Raw genomic sequence first — 16385 nt, 5'->3', positions numbered from 1 at the left:
GGCCCAGGGGGCCGCGGGGGCCTGAGGTGCTGTGGGTACGGCGCGGGCCCCGGGTGCTGCGGGTGCAGGGGGTACCTCCCGGGCCCCAGGTGCCCCAGGTGCAGGGCGCCCCAGGGACGGCAGCCCAGACGGCAGGGCCGGCCGGCAGGTGACGGGCTTCTGCGCGCCGGCCGGTGCTCGTAGGCTGGTGGGGACGGCCCCGTCCGCGTGCACGTGCGTGCGCAGAGGAGGTTCACCGATGACCGAACGCAAACCGCCCGGCGTCAGTTTCGAGACCTGGGTCGACCGGCAGATCAGGGACGCGCAGGAGCGCGGTGTGTTCGACGGCCTGACGGGTGCGGGCAAGCCGCTCGCCGGACTCGACGAGCCGTACGACGAACTGTGGTGGATCAAGGACAAGATGCGGCGGGAGAACGTCTCGTACCTGCCTCCGACGCTCGCTCTGCGCAAGGAGGCCGAGGACGCGCTGGTCGCCGCGAAGCGCGCGCCGTCCGAGGGCAGGGTGCGGCGGATCGCCGCGGAGATCAACGAGAAGATCGGCGAGGTACTGGCGAAGCCGCCGCCGGGGCCACCGCTGGGCATCCGCCCGTTCGATGTCGAGGAGATCGTCGCGGACTGGCGCAACCGCAGGCGCGCCGGCTGACGGGACGGACGCCCCGGCGGTCCGCACCGCGCGATCCGGCCACCGCCGTGGAAGGGCCGACGCGGTCGAGTGAACGCGCGCCGTGGAGTGGCCGTCGACGTCGAGTGAACACGCACCATGGAGCGGTCGCCGCCGTCGAGTGAACGCGCGCCGTGGAGCGGTCGCCGCCGTCGGGTGAAGGCGCCTCGTGCAGTGGCCCCCGCCATGGAGTGAACGCGCGCCGGGAGGGCACAAGCTCCGACGTAACCCGCTGTCAGCGGCAGTGCGGCGAAGAGGGAGCGGACATGGAAATCTCGGGCATTATTTCGGCGATCATCATCGGCATCATCATCGGTGTGCTGGGCCGGCTCGTCGTGCCCGGCAGGCAGCACATCGGGGTGCTGTGGACGATCGTCATCGGCATCGTCGCGGCGCTGGTCGGAAGTTGGATCGCCTCCGCCGTGGGGGTCGCCGACACGAACGGCGTCGACTGGATCGAGTGGATCATCCAGATCGCGCTGGCCGCACTGGGTATCGCGGCGCTCGACCGCCCGCGGACGCGCCGCCGGTAGGCCTGTCTGACACACCCTGCCTGGCATGCGACGCCTGGCACGCTCCCCCGGCCTCCGGCCGGGGGCATCGCCAGTCGCGGCGTCGTCGGAGTCGTCGTTGTCGGCCACGCCCCGGGCCGGCGGAATGCCAGGGCCGACCGCGAAGGCATGTTCATCCCGACACGTTCATGCCCATGCGGAGCCTCACGGGCCCGCCAAGAGGCCGAATTGCGGGACAAGGCAATATCGCAGGACAGGACAGTGCGGAGAGACCGCAAAATTCTCACCCCTGCGGGAGGGGTGAGAATTCGTTCCGGGCTGCCTCCAGGAATGTGTCCAGCGCCTCCTGCTGCGCGGCCAGGAGGGCGACACGCTGAGCGAGGCGGTCGCGGTACCGGGTCACTTCTCCCAGGAAGGCGGGGCTGATCTCGTCCGGGCCGGCGGGCCGGTCGGTGAGGTGATGCAGCACCTCTTTGATCAGCTTGATGGAGAGGCCGGAGTCCAGGAGGGTGCGGATGACCTGGATGCGCTGGAGGCCCCACTCGCAGTATTCCCGGTAGCCGTTGTGGGCGCGTGGGGGGACACAGAGCCCTTCGTCCTCGTAGAACCGCAGTGTCCGCACGCTGAGCCCGCTGGCCTTCGCCGCTTCACCGATCTTCATGGCGCGTACAACAGGAAAACCGTCGGACAGCTTCCGGCGTCGGTTCCGCGATGTGCGCCCCACCCATGCCAAGGCCCGGGGTGCTTTGCGACGAGGTCGTCGCAGGCGCCGTCGCACCCGGCCCAGCGGTGCGTGCGAACCCGCACGACCAGGACCTGGTCAGGTGTGGACTGAGCTTCCGCGGCATGGGCGGGGCTACGAGCGAGTGGTCAGCCGCGTACGCACTCCTCGATCACCGCCGCAACGCGGCTCGTGGCAGGGGAATTGCGGCCGGTCCGGCGAACCAGGAGAAGGTCGACCGTTTCAGGGTCCTCCAACGGCACGTAGGTCACTCCTTCCAGGCTGAGACTCTGCACAGACTGCGGAACGAGGGCCACACCGTGTCCCGCAGCGACGAACACCACCAGCGTCGCCGTCTCACTGACCTCCACGAAGGACGAGGGCTCGAAGCCGGCACGTCGGCACGCCGCCAGCACCCGGTCGTACATCGAGGAACGCGCCTGCGAGGGGTGGATCACGAACCGCTCTCCGGCCAGGTCGCCCAGGGCCATGACACGCCGGCTCGCGAGCGCGTGGTGGGACGGCAGCACCGCCACGAGAGGCTCGGAACGCAAGGGGGTGACGCGGACACCGTCACGTGGCGACGCTTCCCGGACGACCACGAGGTCGTACGTGTCGTCGAGCAGTCCCTCGACGAGACGAGGGGCGAGGACTTCCCCGTGCAGGTCCATGGCGACCTCGGGGAGTTGGGCTCTCACGGTGAGGGCGACCCTCGGCAGCACATCGTAGGTCGCCGTGCCGATGAACCCGACGGAGACGCGGCCCGCCCGCCCCGCCGCCAGCTCGTGCATGTGGGCGCGTGCACGTTCCTCCCCTCCGATGAGCGTCCGGGCGTGATCAGCGAGTTGCCGGCCGGCTTCCGTCAGTGCGACGTGCCGTGTGGTCCGGTTGAACAGGGTGATGCCCAGCTCGCCCTCCAACTGCTTGATCTGCTGGGACAGAGCCGGTTGTGCCACGTGCAGGCGGGTTGCGGCGCGTCCGAAATGGCACTCCTCGGCGACGGCGAGAAAGTGCCGGAGTTGGCGAATCTCCATGAATTTTTTATAACACACCCTTATCAATCGATCAGAATCAAGTGTTGGACACGATTAGCCGAGCGTTCCTACGGTCGGAGGGTGACCGAAAGCTATGTATACGCGGCGGCAAGAACGCCCTTCGGACGGTATGCCGGTGCCCTGGCGGAGGTGAGGCCCGACGACCTCGCCGCTCGGGCCATCAGCGGGGTCCTCGCCAAGACACCCGGGCTCGATCTCGCTCAGATCGGCGACATCGTCTGGGGAAACGCGAACGGTGCCGGTGAGGACAACCGCAACCTGGGGCGGATGGCCGCCCTGCTTGCGGGCCTGCCCACCTCGGTTCCCGCCACGACGGTGAACCGCCTGTGCGGTTCCTCGCTCGACGCGGCCATCATCGCCTCACGTGCCATTGAGTCGGGCGACGTGGACATCGTGCTCTGCGGCGGAGCGGAGTCGATGAGCCGGGCGCCCTGGGTCCTGCCCAAGCCCGCGCGCGGCTTCCCCGCGGGGGACGTCACCGCGGTGTCGACCACGCTCGGATGGAGGCTGGTCAACAAGCGGATGCCGAAGGAGTGGACGGTTTCCCTGGGCGAGGCGAACGAACAGCTCGCCGATCGTTTCAGCATTCCGCGCGACCGTCAGGACGCCTTCGCGGTGCGCTCCCACACGCTGTCCGACCAGGCATGGAACGCGGGCTTCTACGACGATCTGGTCGTACCGGTCGAGACGGGAGCCGACGGCACCGCCATCCATCGGGACGAAGGGATACGTCCTGACTCCACCGTCGAGAAGCTCGCCGCGCTCAGGCCCGCTTTCCGGTCCGACGGTGTCATCACGGCCGGCAACGCCTCCCCTCTCAACGACGGTGCGTCGGCCGTACTGCTCGGGTCCGCCGACGCTGCCACCCGCATCGGCGCCACGCCGCTCGCCCGGATCGCCGGTCGCGCGGCGGTCGCGCTCGACCCCCGGATGTTCGGGTTCGCCCCCGTGGAAGCGGCCGGCCGAGCGCTCGCGAACGCAGGCGTCCGCTGGGCCGAGGTCGCCGCGGTCGAGCTCAACGAAGCTTTCGCCGTGCAGTCGTTGGCCTGTATGGACGCCTGGGGAGTCGACCCGGACATCGTCAACACCAAGGGCGGGGCCATCGCGATCGGCCACCCCCTGGGCGCGTCCGGAGGGCGGATCGTGGGCACACTCGCCCACCGGCTCCGCGAGTCCGGCGACCGGTGGGGCGTCGCGGCCCTGTGCATCGGTGTCGGGCAGGGCCTCGCAGTCGTACTGGAGAACGTGGCAGGGGGCAGGGGATGAGCACGCGGTTCTACACCGACGCGGGCGAGGCGGTCGCCGAGATCCAGGACGGCTCGACCGTTCTGATCGGAGGATTCGGCATGGCGGGCATGCCGGTGGCCCTGATCGACGCACTCCTCCAGCAGGACGCCGGTGACTTGACCGTGGTGTCCAACAACGCGGGCAACGGTGACACCGGACTCGCCGCCCTGCTCGCCGCGGGACGCGTCCGCAAGGTGGTCTGCTCCTTCCCCCGCCAGGCGGACTCGTACGTGTTCGACGAGCTGTACCGGGCCGGCAAGGTCGAGTTGGAAGTCGTCCCCCAGGGCAACCTCGCCGAACGGATCAGGGCCGCGGGCGCGGGCATCGGAGCCTTCTTCTGTCCCACCGGGGTGGGCACCCTCCTCTCGGAGGGCAAGGAGACCCGGGAGATCGACGGGCGCACCTACGTACTGGAGTACCCCATCAGGGGCGACGTGGCCCTCATCGGTGCCTACCGCGCCGACCGCATGGGCAATCTCGTCTACCGCAAGACCGCCCGCAACTTCGGACCGGTCATGGCCACGGCGGCGACCACGGTGATCGCGCAAGTACGCGAGATCGTCGAGACCGGTGCGCTCGATCCGGAGACCGTGATCACCCCCAGCATCTATGTCGACCGAGTGGTGCAGGAGGTGGATCAGGCATGAACCCGGCCATCCGTACATCGCACGGGAACGCCCCGCTGGACAAGCACGGGATCGCGGCTCTGGTGGCCGGGCACATCCCCGACGGCGCGTTCGTGAACCTCGGCATAGGCCGGCCGACACTCGTCGCCGACCACCTGCCACCCGGCTCCGGCGTCGTGCTGCACACCGAGAACGGCATGCTCAACATGGGCCCCGCCGCCGAGGGGAACGACGTCGACCCGGATCTGACCAACGCGGGTAAGGTGCCCGTCACCGAGATGCCCGGGGCGGCCTACTTCCACCACGCGGACTCCTTCGCCATGATGCGCGGCGGGCACCTGGACATCTGCGTGCTGGGCGCCTATCAGGTCTCTTCCGGGGGTGACCTGGCGAACTGGCAGACGAGGGCGCCGGACGCCATCCCCGCCGTCGGCGGGGCCATGGACCTGGCGATCGGCGCCAAGCAGGTCTTTGTGGTGATGACCCTCTTCACCAAGGGCGGCACGCCCAAGCTGGTGCGTGAATGCAGCTACCCTCTGACCGGACTCGGTTGCGTCGACCGCGTCTATACCGACCTCGCGGTGTTCGACATCTCGCCCCGTGGAGTCAGTGTCACGCATACCTTCGGCGTCACCTTCGACGAACTCGCCGCACGGCTGGACATGCCTCTTCTGGATGGCACCAATCCGTAAGACCAGATGGCACCAATCCGTGGGACGCGACGTCAAGACGCGGCGCCGTCACCGAACCGGCGCGGTCGACGCGCGGTCGATCAGGTGGGGGCTCTGGGGAACCACGATTCTGCGTGGTTCCCCGCCTGCGGCCATGTCCAGTGCGAGTTCGACCGCCTGGACCCCGAGTTCTTTGACCGGGAGAGCAACGGTCGTGAGCGCCGGCGTCAGGTAGCGGGCCAGCTCGTCGTCGTGCAGGGCGACGATCGAGAGCTGCTCGGGAACCGCGAGGCCCATCTCCTGGGCAGCCGCGAGTGCGCCTACTCCCATGGGGAATGTCGCCGTGAAGATCGCCGTCGGCCGGCTCGCCTCGTCGGCCAGAAGCCGCTGCGCACCGCTGAAGCCGGCCGCGTAGTCACGCCCTTCGAGCGAGACGGTGAGCGCATCGGCTCCCGCCGAGCGGATCGCCTCCCGAAATCCGTGCCTGCGCCGGACCATGGTGTCGAGGGACGGCGGGCCGAAAACGCCGCCGATCCGCCGGTGGCCGAGATCCGCCAGGCGCTGCACCGCGAGAGCCGCCGCGTCGCCGTCGCGCAGCACCACACTGGCTTTCACGGCACGTACCTGCCGGTTCAAAAGCACCACCCTTTGCGGCGCCCACTCGGCGAGTCGGCGCAGGGCCTTGTCCTCGATGCGCCCGGAAGCCACGAGCATCGCGTCGACGCGCCCCTGCATCAGCATGTTGGTGATCGTCTCGTGCGGGTCGCCCGCGGCGTGCGTCCCCAGGACCAGGCCGTAACCCCGTGCGGCGGCATGCCCTTCCACGCTCTTGGCGAGGGCTGTGTACATCGGGCTGGTGAAGCCGGGCAGCAACAGCCCGAGTGTGGTCGTACGGGCGTTGCGCAGTCCTCGCGCCGCCACGTTGGCGCGGTACCCGAGCGACTCCGCCACCTCGAGAATGCGACTGCGTGTCTCGGCCGAGGCGAAGCCCCGTGGATCATCGCGCAGCACTCGCGAGACCAGGCTGGTGTGGACGCCCACGGCCGCGGCGACGTCCGCCAGAGTGGGCCTTCGTGGTCCGCTCGGCTTGCGGTCCGTGGTCATCGTTGCCTCCGGTGGCGGCTCAGCGGCGGTCGGCCTGATGAACTTTTTATATCAAACGTTTGACCGGCATGTAACACGCTTCTAGCGTCTGCCGTATCGAAAGCGCGAAACCCTGCCATGAAGCAGCGAACAGGGAGAGGCCACAGTGACCGGGACAAACGCGAGCATGACTGATTTCCGGCGCCCGTCGTCGCAGTTCAAGGAGTACAAGGACCGCTACGAAACCATCGACATGGAGCGATCGTCCGACGGCGTTCTGACGATGCGGTTCCACACCGGCGGCGGGCCACTCCAGTGGAGCCTGCAGGCGCACTATGAATTCGAGGACGCTTTCGCGCAGGTGGGGCGAGACCGTGACAATGACGTCATCATTCTGACGGGCACGGGCGACGCCTTCAGCGGTCCCGCGATCAAGCCGGGTTCCCACCCGAACCGCAACAGCATGACTCCGTCGGGCTACGATCCGATCCTGTGGGAGGGCAAGCACCTGCTTCCCAATCTCCTGTCGATCGAGGCACCGGTGATCGCCGCGATCAACGGCCCCGCGGTACGGCACGCCGAGATTCCGCTGCTGTCGGACATCGTGCTCGCGACGGATTCCACGTACTTCCAGGACACGGCCCACTTCGCCGGCGGGATGGTCCCGGGGGACGGCATGCACATCGTCATGCCGCTGTTGATGGGGCCCACGCGCGGTCGGTACTTCCTGTACACGGGGCAGAAGATCGAGGCTGTCGAGGCCAAGGACCTGGGCCTGGTCAACGAGGTCCTTCCCGAGGACCGGCTCTTGGGCCGGGCCCGGGAACTGGCCGCGGAGTTGCTGAAGCAGCCCCGGCTCGTCCGCCGCTACACGCGCACCGCGGTGACCGAGACCCTGCGGGGGCAGATGCACGGTCTCCTCGGTTACGGTCTGGCGCTCGAAGGCCTGGCCCGTATGCGCGAGTACTGACCGCGAATCACATCAACGACCGGGCGGACTTTAAATCAGGAGCGGACCATGGCCTCCAGTTGGAACACGTTTTATCGCGGCTACGTCGAGGAGCCGAGCCTGTTGGAGGTGGGTGACGGCATTTACGCCTATCTCCACCATGACGGCAGCTGGGGACTCAACAACTCCGGTTTCGTCCATTCCGGCCATGAACTCGCTGTGATCGACACCGCGCTCACCGAAGCCCGCACCCGCCTGTTTCGGGAGGCGATGACGCGCAGATCCGGCGTGGACAAGCCGCAGATACTGATCAATACGCACCACCACAGTGATCACACCTTCGGGAATTCGGTTTTCGACGATGCCTGCATCGTCGCCCATCGACTCTGCCGGGGGGCCGTGGTCAGGCAAGGGCTCAAGCCCACGGACCAGGACCCGATCGTCCCGTGGGGGGCTCTGAAGGTCCGCCCCCCGCAGCTCCTCTTCGACGAGAAGTTGGAATTGCACGTCGGCGATCACCGGGCCGAGCTCATCTTCGTCGGCCCGGCCCACACCGACAACGACATCGTGGTCTGGCTGCCCGAGGAACGCGTGCTGTTCGCGGGAGACGTGCTCTTCCACGACGCGACACCCATCACCCACGGCGGCTCCACCGCGGGATCGGTGCGGGCACTCAACACCATGAAGGCCCTCGACCCGCGCGTCATCGTCCCGGGCCACGGCACGGTCTGTGGTCCCGAGGTGCTCGATCAGTGGCTCGGCTACTTCTCCTTCCTCACCGACACGGCAGCGAAGACCCTGGACGCGGGCCTGTCCGTGCTCGACGCCGCCCGGCAACAGGACCTCGGCGCATACGCCGAGTGGCAGCACCCGGAGCGCTTCGTGCTGAATCTGCACCGGGCCTACGAGGAGCTCAAGAACGGTCCGGAGGCGGCCTTCGTCGACGAGGCGGCGGCATTCGACGACATGCTGCGGCTCAACCCCGCCTCGTACGGCCACCGCATCATCAGGGACCGTGAGGCCTACACCGACCCGTGCTCGTCGATCGACGCGCCCGGCCGTGACCCGGAAGCGTGAGAGCCGTGAGTACCGCCTCGTGGGATCTCCCGGAGAACCCACCGACACGCGCGGAGATCGAACGCGCGCGCTGGCCGAAGTACGACGCCTTCGCCTTCATCAGCGGAGGCGCCACCTACCTGGAAGACATCGAACCCGCCGGAACACTGCACATGGCGGTCGTACGAAGCCCTGTGGCCCACGGCAGACTCCTGGGCGTCGATATCGGTGAGGCTCTCGCCATGGACGGCGTCGTGGCCGCCGTCGACGGCCAGGAGGCCGCCCGCCATCTGGCCCCGATGCCCTACCTGCAGAACCCCGAGGACATCGAGGCGCGCGCCTTCAGTGTGCCGGCACTCGCGGTGGACGAACTGCGCTGGCTCGGTGAACCCGTCGCCGTGGTCGTCGCCGAGTCCGCCCCTCGCGCTCAGGCGGCCGCCGCCGCGGTGCACGTGCGCTACGAGGAACTCCGGCCGGTCCTTGACCCCGACGAGCTGACCGAGGACCCGTCCGCGGAACTGGTCCTGGCGGCCAACGACTTCACCCGGGGCGACACCGGCAGCGCGTTCGCGTCGGCGCCTCATTCTCTCCAAAGCACCGTGCGGATCGCACGCAGCAGTACGGCGCCGATGGAACCGCGCGGCTATCTCGCGTCCTGGGACGCCGACGGCCGGCTGACCGTGCACGCCTCCCATCAGCAGCCGTTCCAGCTGCGCTGGGAACTCGCGACCGTGCTCCAGATCCCCGAGGACGTGATTCGCGTCGTCGTCCCCCAGGTCGGCGGATCGTTCGGTCTGAAGATGACCGGGTTCAGCGAGGAGCCCCTTGTCTGTCTCCTCAGCAGGCTGACCGGCCGACCGGTCAAGTTCGTCGAAAGCAGGTACGAATGCTTCCTCGGAGGAGGACGCGAACAGATCCACCGCGCCGCGGTCGCCTTCGACGACCAGGGCCGGCTGCTCGCCCTGCGCGACCACATCACCATCCCGGTGGGCGCGGCCTCCACCTCGCCCGGCTGGCGCATGGCCTACGTGACAGCCGCCACTTTCCCCAGCGCCTACGACATTCCGGCCGTGGAGATCCGTTCACGCGTCCTGCTGACGAACCGGCCCCCCTGGCACTCCTGCCGCGGCTACGGCAAGGACACCGCCATCGTGGTCATCGAGCGGCTGGTGGACATGGTCGCGGCGCACCTCGGTCTCGATCCCGCCGAGGTACGCCGACGCAACCTGCTGCCGAGCGACCGACTGCCGCACCGGCTGCCCTCGGGCTACCTCATCGACAGCGGCGACTTCGACGCCCTCCTCGACCGCGCGCTCACCCTGGCCGGCTACCGGCCGGGGCAGGGCCCCCGCCCCGCGGACCCGGAGGGCGACGTGGTCGAAGGCGTCGGCATCGCCTTCGAGATCACGCCGGAGGGCGGGGGCCATCCATCAGGCCCGCTGCGCACCGCGGTGCGTCCCACGGCCCCGGTTCCCGAGACCGCCACGGTCTCGGTGAACGCCAAAGGCCGTGTCGAGGTGCGCAGCAGCGTCACCAATCCGGGGGGAGGCAACGACACCTCGCTCGCCCAGCTGGCCGCCGACGAACTGGGCACCACCCGCGCGATGGTCACGGTCGTCCAAGGGGACACCGACCGCGTCCCGGCCGGGACCGGCCATGCCAGCAGCCGGGCAACGGCCGTGGGCGGGGCCGCCGTCGTCCTTGCGGCGCGGGACGTGGCGAGCCGTCTGCGCGCGCATGCGGCCGCACTGACGGGTGCCCGCCCCGACCGGATCACCTTCGCCGACAGCCGGGTCGAGGCCGACCGGCGTCCGGTCATGACCCTCGCCGACCTCTGTCTCGATCTGCACTCCACGGTCGGTGCAGCGGAACTGGCCGTCACCCGCTCGTACGCCCCACAGACGCAGCAGGGCCTCAACGACGGTGAGGAGTACCGCTACACGTACCCATACGTCTCCAGCGGTGTGTACGTGGCACGGGTGCTCGTCGATCTTGCGACAGGGAAGACCACGATTACCGGTCTGGTCGCGGTGCACGACTGCGGACGCGTCATCAACCCGACTCTCGTGGAGGGGCAGATGCACGGGGCCATGGCCACAGGAGCAGGCCTGGCGCTCTTCGAGGAGAGCCTGTCGGACGATGACGGCAGCCCTCTCACCAGCTCCTTCAAGCACTATCTGCTGCCGCGTGCCAACGACCTGCCGAGCATGGTCGTCGAGCACATCGAGACGCCGTCGCCCCATACCCTGCTCGGTGCCAAGGGCGCCGGTGAGGCGGGGGTGGGCGGCACGATGGCCTCAGTGGTCAACGCCGTGACCCACGCGCTCGGCCCGGGCTGCCCGCCCCCGACGGCGCTGCCCCTGACTCCGCCGCGGGTCCTCGACCTGCTCGCCCACGCGCACGGGGGTGTCGAGCCGTGAACGACCGGCAGCTCGTACGACCGCGCACCGTCGCCGAGGCCACCACCGCGCTGGCCGAGGCAAAGGCAAGGGGCGGCCGTGCACTCGTCGTCGGCGGTGGCACGATCGTCGTCCCCCAGCTCACACGTCGCGAAGTGAATCCCACTGACATCGTCGACCTGAGTGACCTGGAGGTCCCCCGGGTGCGGTGCAACGAGAACACGGTCCGTCTCGGCCCCGCCGCCAGCTACCAGTCACTCCTCGACACACCGTGTGCTGAGCGGCACATGCCGCTTCTCCACCTGATGGCCCAGGGAATCACGGGTGGAATCCAGATCCGCGGTCAGGGCACGATCATCGGATCGCTGGTCTGCGCACGCCCGTTCTCGGACGCGCCGGCGGTCCTCGTCGCCCATGTCGCCCACGTCACGCTCGCCTCATCGCGTGGCACACGCACTGTGTCGGCCGAGCAGTTCCTCACTGGCCCGGAGCAGCCGGACCTGCGACCTGACGAACTGGTCACAGCCGTCACCCTCCCACTCCGCCCCGAGGCCGTTTCGCACGGTTACTACAAGCTGAAGTTCGCGGAGTCCTCCTGGCCCGTCGTGACCTGTGCCTGCACGGTCCTGGCAGACGGAACGGCCGAGTTCACCCTCGGCGGAGTCCGCGGAGTGCCATGGAGGATGCACCTGTCCGGCAGCGTGGCGCGCGATCCGCGCAGGCTGCGGGACGCCGTGGAGGAGCGCATGTCCGCACTTGCCGAGGACGACTTCTGGGCGGACGTCCGAGCGGACAGTTCGTACCGGCGCCGAGTCGCCGCCACCGTCGCGTCGCGCGCATCACGGCACGCCTTCGCGCGGCTCTCCTCAGGAATGGATCAGCCATGAGCAGCGAGGAAGTCACCTTCTCCCTCAACGGCAAGCCCGCCCACGCGAAGATCGACGACGCCGAGACGCTGGTCGACTCCCTGCGCCGCAGTTGTGGCGTCGCCGGTGTGCGGGTGGGGTGCCGAAACGGCGACTGCGGCAGCTGCACGGCCATGGTCGACGACGAGTGCGTCAAGACCTGCCTCATGCTCGCCGGCCGAGTGCACGGGTCCGAGGTCATCACCCTCGAAGGCCTCGGAACCCTGGACCGCCCCCATCCGGTCCAGACCGCCTTCATGGAGCAGTACGCGTTCCAGTGTGGTTTCTGCCTTCCTGGCATGGTCTTCTCAACGCTCAGCCTGCTTGCGCGAATCCCGCATCCGGACGAGACGCAAATCCGGGACGCGCTGAGCGGAAACCTGTGCCGATGCACCGGTTACGCGAACATCGTCAAGGCGGTCGAGCGAGCCGCCGCAATGGTCGCCGCAAGCGACCAGGAAAGCCTCTGAAACCGCCTTCCCCTCATGTGCCCGACAGGCTCTGCCGTTTTCATTTCCATATGAGGACGGACGGCGGCTGCTGGATGCGCCGGCACCGTGCAGGACCAGAAAAGGCGCACTGCCACCCGCATGCCGAAAAGGCGAACAATTCCAATTTCCCGGCAGACTCCCGAGAGATGGAGCCAGGATCATGCAGACCCTTGAGACCACAGTGCATGAGAAAGAAAAAGTCACCCGCGCGCAGTTCCTCGCGTGGCTCACCGCGTTCGCGGGATGGCTGTTCGACTACTACGAGATCTCGCTCATGACGTTCCTGATCGTGCCGATCGCAGCGGATTTCGGAGTCTCGTCGCAGCAGACCGCGCTCCTGATCTCGCTCCAGCTCTTGGGCATAGCAGCCGGAGGCGTTCTTTTCGGGTACCTCGGAGACCGGATCGGGCGCCGTCGCGTCCTGATGATCACCATCGTGATCTTCGGCGTTTTCACGCTGGCCCGCGCGTTCGTGACCGACTACAACATGCTCGTCGCATTCTGCATACTCGCCGCGATCGGACTGGGCGGCGAATTCGGAGTGGGACAGTCCCTGGTCTCGGAGGCCATGCCGGCGAGCAAGCGCGGCTGGTGGGGCGCCGCCCTCTACAGCGGAGTGGGGCTCGGACTGGCCCTGGCCGCCGTGGTCGGTGGATATCTTCTTCCCGCCATCGGATGGCGCTGGGTCTTCGCCGTGTCCTGTCTGCCGATCCTCCTCGCGATTTTCGTGAGGTTCGCCGTTCCCGAGTCCGGCGAATGGGAGGCACAGTCTCGTGGCGAACGTGTCGCGACCGACTGGAAGCTGGTGCGCTCAAAGCTCTTCCTCAAGCCCTTCTTCCTCTGCCTCACGGCCTGCGCGGTGGAGTTCTTCGCCTTCTACGGGGTTGCGGCCCTCCTGCCCAAGTACCTCATCGAGGTGCAGGGCTTCAGCTTCGGCAAGGCTGCCTGGTGGACGGTGACCGTCGGTCTTTCGATCTTCCTGGGATCGGTGACCTGTGGATTTCTCGCCGACCGTATCGGACGTCGTCTCACCTGGTGCATCATGGCGTCCATCGCCGCCATCGGCAGTGTCCTGCTGGGTATCGTCCTGCAGACAGACGCCAAGGGTTTCCTGAGCCTGCCGCCGATCTTCATCATGTACTTCGGCACTGGTGTTGCCGCCGCCTTCGGACTGGTCTTCTCCGAGCAGTTCCCGACCCGGGTCCGTTCCCTGGGCGTAGGCAGTTCGCTGCAGCTCGGGCGAGGGCTCTCGTTCTTCCCGCCTCTCATCGCCGCGGCCGTCTATCCCGTGTACGGGTACGCGATTCTCGTCTTCTCGGGAGCCGCCCTCTTCGCCGTCCTGGCCGTCTTGGGATGGGCGTTCAAGGAAGGACGCGAGCGGGCCATGGCTGACATCGAGGCCGACTTCGCCACCAGTTGACAGAGCGGTTGTTCGTTTCTGGCGGCGTGGAGAGCTGCCCGTGCCGCAAACGAAACGTGGGGAGCCGCCGCGAACGAAACACGGACAGCGCCCACGACGAAGAGACCACTCAGGCAGCGGCCTCGCGAGAACAGGAGGACTGTCAGTGTTGGACATCGCCGACGAGTTGAACCGGTGGCTTGAGCGGGGCCGCGACTTCGCCGTGGCCACGGTGGTGGCTGTCAGCGGCAGCGCGCCGCGGCAGCCGGGCGCGGCCCTCGCCATCGACCGTGAGGGCACCGCCATTGGATCGGTCTCCGGAGGCTGTGTGGAGGGCGCCGTCTACGAACTGTGCCGTGAGGCACTTGAGGACGGACGCACCCGCCTGGAGCGATTCGGCTACAGCGACGACGAAGCATTCGCCGTCGGCCTGACCTGCGGCGGCGTCATCGACATCCTCATTGCGCCCGTCCGGTACCGGGACCGGGCGGAACGCGAAGTGCTGGCGGCCGCCCTGACTGCGCCCGCGACCGGCGAGGCGGCGGCGCTCGCACGGATCGTGTCCGGGCCTGCCGAGCTCATGGGCCGGGCCCTGCTGGTGCGTCCCGACGGCCGCAGGCAGGGCGGCTTCGGCGCCCGCCCAGAACTTGATCGCATCGTCGCCGGCGCGGCACTCGCCCACCTCAACGCCGGTGGCACCGCCACACTGGAGATCGATGAAGAGGATTCCCGCTGCGGCGTCCCCCTCACGCTCCTTGTCGAATCATCGGTGCCGGCACCGCGGATGATCATTTTCGGAGCGATCGACTTCGCGTCGGCACTCGTCAGGATGGGCGCGTTCCTCGGTTACCACGTCACCGTCTGCGACGCACGGCCCGTGTTCACAACCGCGGCCAGGTTCCCCGACGCCGACGAGATCGTCGTCGAGTGGCCGCACCACTACCTCGAACGCACGGTCGTCGACGGTCGCACGGTCCTGTGCGTCCTTACCCACGACCCCAAGTTCGACGTGCCCCTGCTCCATCTCGCGCTGCGCCTGCCGGTCGCCTACGTGGGCGCCATGGGTTCCCGACGGACTCACCTGGAGCGAAACGAGCGCCTGCGTGAAGCAGGTTCCACCGAAGAGGAGTTGGCTCGGCTGCGCTCCCCGATAGGCCTCGACCTCGGCGCACGCACTCCGGAGGAGGTCGCGGTGTCCATCGCCGCGGAGATCGTGGCGGATCGGCGCGGGGGCGGCGGAGTCTCACTAGCCGAGAGCTACACCCCGATACACCGCGGCGCGGACACGCTCGCGCAGCGCGGTTCTCGTACGGCTGAGTGGCGCGCGTACTGCTAGGCGGACAGTTCCTACCCGCCGCACCGCACAGGACACCGTCTTGGTTGCCTGCGGTCACCTGTGCGGATGCCGTCCCGGGACGGTGTCGTGCAGGGTGTCGGCGAGGCAGTGTGAGGCCTACTGGACGCGGAGGATGATTTTCCCGCGGGTGCGGCCGGTTTCGCTCAGCCGATGGGCCTCGGCGACGTCGTCGAGGTCCAGCGTCCTGCTCACCAGGGGACGCACCGCGCCCTCGTCGACCAGGCGGGCGATCTCGGCAAGCCGAGGCCCGTTGGAGTCCAGGACGAACGTGGACACGTTGATGCCCAGCCTGTCGGCTTCTGCCTCGTCCGGCGCACCCGCGATGGTGATCAGGGAGCCGCCGGACACCACGGCGCCGTACGACCTTTCGAGGGTGTCGCCGCCCACGGTGTCCAGCACGACGTCCGCGAAGCGCCCCCGCGCGGCGAAGTCCTCCCGCTTGTAGTCGATGACCTCGTCAGCGCCCAGCGACTTGGCGATGTCGATCCCGTCACCCGAGGCCGTAGCGACCACACGGGCACCGAAGTGTTTGGCCAGCTGGACCGCGGCAGACCCCACGCCACCTGCCCCCGCATGGATCAGCACGGTCTGGCCCGCGCCGAGGTGACCGATGTCGAACAATGCCTTCCAGGCAGTCAGGGTGGCCAGGGGCAGACCCGCCGCCTGTTCCAGCGGAGTGCTCCGCGGGGCCTTCGCGATCTCGCCGGCGTCCACCGCGAGGTACTGCGCGTAGGTGCCGTCACGCGTCAGGGCCGGCCTGCCGTACACGAGGTCGCCCACCACCAGCGACGTCTGTGCCGTCCCGAGGTCGACGACCGTCCCCGCGAAGTCCCAGCCCAGCGTCAGCGGGAAGGAGTGCTCCTCCAGGGCGAACACACCCGAACGCACCAGCCAGTCGACCGGGTTGACCGCAGCGGCGTGCACGCGGACGAGAACGTCATCGCCCCCCAGCGTGGGCAGCGCCACCGACTCCAGTTGGAGTACCGACCGGTCACCGTACCTGTGGATGCGTACGGCCTTCATCAGCTTCTCGTGCATCTCTTCTCCAAAGGGTCGGCGTTTCGGGCTCTGGAGGGGACCGTAAAACCCTCACGCATGCGTCAGGGTCAAACCACCCACCCGAACCGCGCCCACGACCACGACCACGACAAGACCCTCCCTCCACCGACAGCAGACAGCCTTCTTGAGGGCCGCGGCGTGGGCCGCGGCGGGG

16 protein-coding genes are annotated in these 16385 nt (G+C 68.4%); 12 read left to right on the top strand and 4 right to left on the bottom strand.

Going from position 1 to position 16385, the window contains the following annotated elements; translation table 11 throughout:
- Positions 1-238 precede the first annotated feature (238 nt).
- Together LCE31_RS23010 and LCE31_RS23005 are read left to right on the top strand one after the other, a co-directional pair.
- Entirely contained in the window at positions 239-643 is a 405-nt protein-coding gene (locus tag LCE31_RS23010) for a J-domain-containing protein (RefSeq protein WP_225017104.1), read from the top strand.
- Between the two features lie 284 nt (positions 644-927).
- Positions 928-1194 (top strand): GlsB/YeaQ/YmgE family stress response membrane protein, encoded by a 267-nt coding sequence (locus LCE31_RS23005; RefSeq protein ID WP_225017102.1) that lies wholly within the window; start codon positions 928-930, stop codon positions 1192-1194.
- A 262-nt stretch (positions 1195-1456) separates the two neighbouring features.
- Here LCE31_RS23005 and LCE31_RS23000 read toward each other — a convergent pair whose 3' ends face one another.
- Both LCE31_RS23000 and LCE31_RS22995 read right to left on the bottom strand, forming a co-directional pair.
- Positions 1457-1834 (bottom strand): MerR family transcriptional regulator, encoded by a 378-nt coding sequence (locus LCE31_RS23000; RefSeq protein ID WP_225017100.1) that lies wholly within the window; start codon positions 1832-1834, stop codon positions 1457-1459.
- Positions 1835-2043: 209 nt separating this feature from the next.
- Positions 2044-2928 (bottom strand): LysR substrate-binding domain-containing protein, encoded by an 885-nt coding sequence (locus LCE31_RS22995; RefSeq protein WP_225017098.1) that lies wholly within the window; start codon positions 2926-2928, stop codon positions 2044-2046.
- Between the two features lie 81 nt (positions 2929-3009).
- On the opposite strand from LCE31_RS22995, the gene LCE31_RS22990 reads away from it, so the two are divergent.
- From LCE31_RS22990 to LCE31_RS22980, 3 genes are read left to right on the top strand one after another with little or no spacing between them, the layout of a single operon-like run.
- Complete coding sequence (locus LCE31_RS22990) at positions 3010-4215, top strand: thiolase family protein (protein ID WP_225017097.1); 1206 nt, start codon at positions 3010-3012, stop codon at positions 4213-4215.
- Entirely contained in the window at positions 4212-4883 is a 672-nt protein-coding gene (locus tag LCE31_RS22985; protein WP_225017095.1) for a 3-oxoacid CoA-transferase subunit A, read from the top strand. Before LCE31_RS22990 ends, LCE31_RS22985 begins: the two co-directional genes overlap by 4 nt.
- Entirely contained in the window at positions 4880-5554 is a 675-nt protein-coding gene (locus LCE31_RS22980; RefSeq protein WP_225017093.1) for a 3-oxoacid CoA-transferase subunit B, read from the top strand. The genes LCE31_RS22985 and LCE31_RS22980 overlap by 4 nt, the downstream gene beginning before the upstream one ends.
- A 48-nt stretch (positions 5555-5602) precedes the next feature.
- On the opposite strand, the gene LCE31_RS22975 is transcribed toward LCE31_RS22980, so the two are convergent.
- A complete protein-coding gene (locus LCE31_RS22975; RefSeq protein WP_225017091.1) occupies positions 5603-6637 on the bottom strand; it encodes a LacI family DNA-binding transcriptional regulator in 1035 nt (344 codons plus the stop codon).
- Between the two features lie 166 nt (positions 6638-6803).
- Here LCE31_RS22975 and LCE31_RS22970 point away from each other — a divergent pair, with 166 nt between their 5' ends.
- The 7 genes from LCE31_RS22970 to LCE31_RS22940 all read left to right on the top strand — a co-directional run bounded on the left by LCE31_RS22970 (position 6804) and on the right by LCE31_RS22940 (position 15151).
- Positions 6804-7586, top strand: a complete 783-nt coding sequence (locus tag LCE31_RS22970) for an enoyl-CoA hydratase/isomerase family protein (protein ID WP_225017089.1) — start codon at positions 6804-6806, stop codon at positions 7584-7586.
- Between the two features lie 48 nt (positions 7587-7634).
- Complete coding sequence (locus tag LCE31_RS22965) at positions 7635-8642, top strand: MBL fold metallo-hydrolase (protein ID WP_225017086.1); 1008 nt, start codon at positions 7635-7637, stop codon at positions 8640-8642.
- 5 nt (positions 8643-8647) lie between these two features.
- Positions 8648-11041 (top strand): xanthine dehydrogenase family protein molybdopterin-binding subunit, encoded by a 2394-nt coding sequence (locus LCE31_RS22960; protein WP_225017084.1) that lies wholly within the window; start codon positions 8648-8650, stop codon positions 11039-11041.
- Positions 11038-11907, top strand: a complete 870-nt coding sequence (locus tag LCE31_RS22955; protein ID WP_225017082.1) for an FAD binding domain-containing protein — start codon at positions 11038-11040, stop codon at positions 11905-11907. The genes LCE31_RS22960 and LCE31_RS22955 overlap by 4 nt, the downstream gene beginning before the upstream one ends.
- Positions 11904-12395: a (2Fe-2S)-binding protein gene (locus LCE31_RS22950; RefSeq protein WP_225017080.1), complete on the top strand. Its 492-nt coding sequence runs from the start codon at positions 11904-11906 to the stop codon at positions 12393-12395. Before LCE31_RS22955 ends, LCE31_RS22950 begins: the two co-directional genes overlap by 4 nt.
- A gap of 181 nt (positions 12396-12576) precedes the next feature.
- Positions 12577-13836: an MFS transporter gene (locus tag LCE31_RS22945; RefSeq protein ID WP_225017078.1), complete on the top strand. Its 1260-nt coding sequence runs from the start codon at positions 12577-12579 to the stop codon at positions 13834-13836.
- Positions 13837-13981: 145 nt separating this feature from the next.
- On the top strand, positions 13982-15151 hold the full coding sequence (locus tag LCE31_RS22940) for an XdhC family protein (RefSeq protein WP_225017076.1): 1170 nt from the start codon (positions 13982-13984) through the stop codon (positions 15149-15151).
- 117 nt (positions 15152-15268) lie between these two features.
- Here LCE31_RS22940 and LCE31_RS22935 read toward each other — a convergent pair whose 3' ends face one another.
- On the bottom strand, positions 15269-16210 hold the full coding sequence (locus LCE31_RS22935; RefSeq protein WP_225017074.1) for an NADP-dependent oxidoreductase: 942 nt from the start codon (positions 16208-16210) through the stop codon (positions 15269-15271).
- Positions 16211-16385: the final 175 nt, after the last annotated feature.

Source organism: Streptomyces sp. 8L (genome assembly GCF_020176795.1).
GTDB lineage: Bacteria > Actinomycetota > Actinomycetes > Streptomycetales > Streptomycetaceae > Streptomyces.
This window is presented reverse-complemented; position numbering and strand designations above follow the sequence as displayed.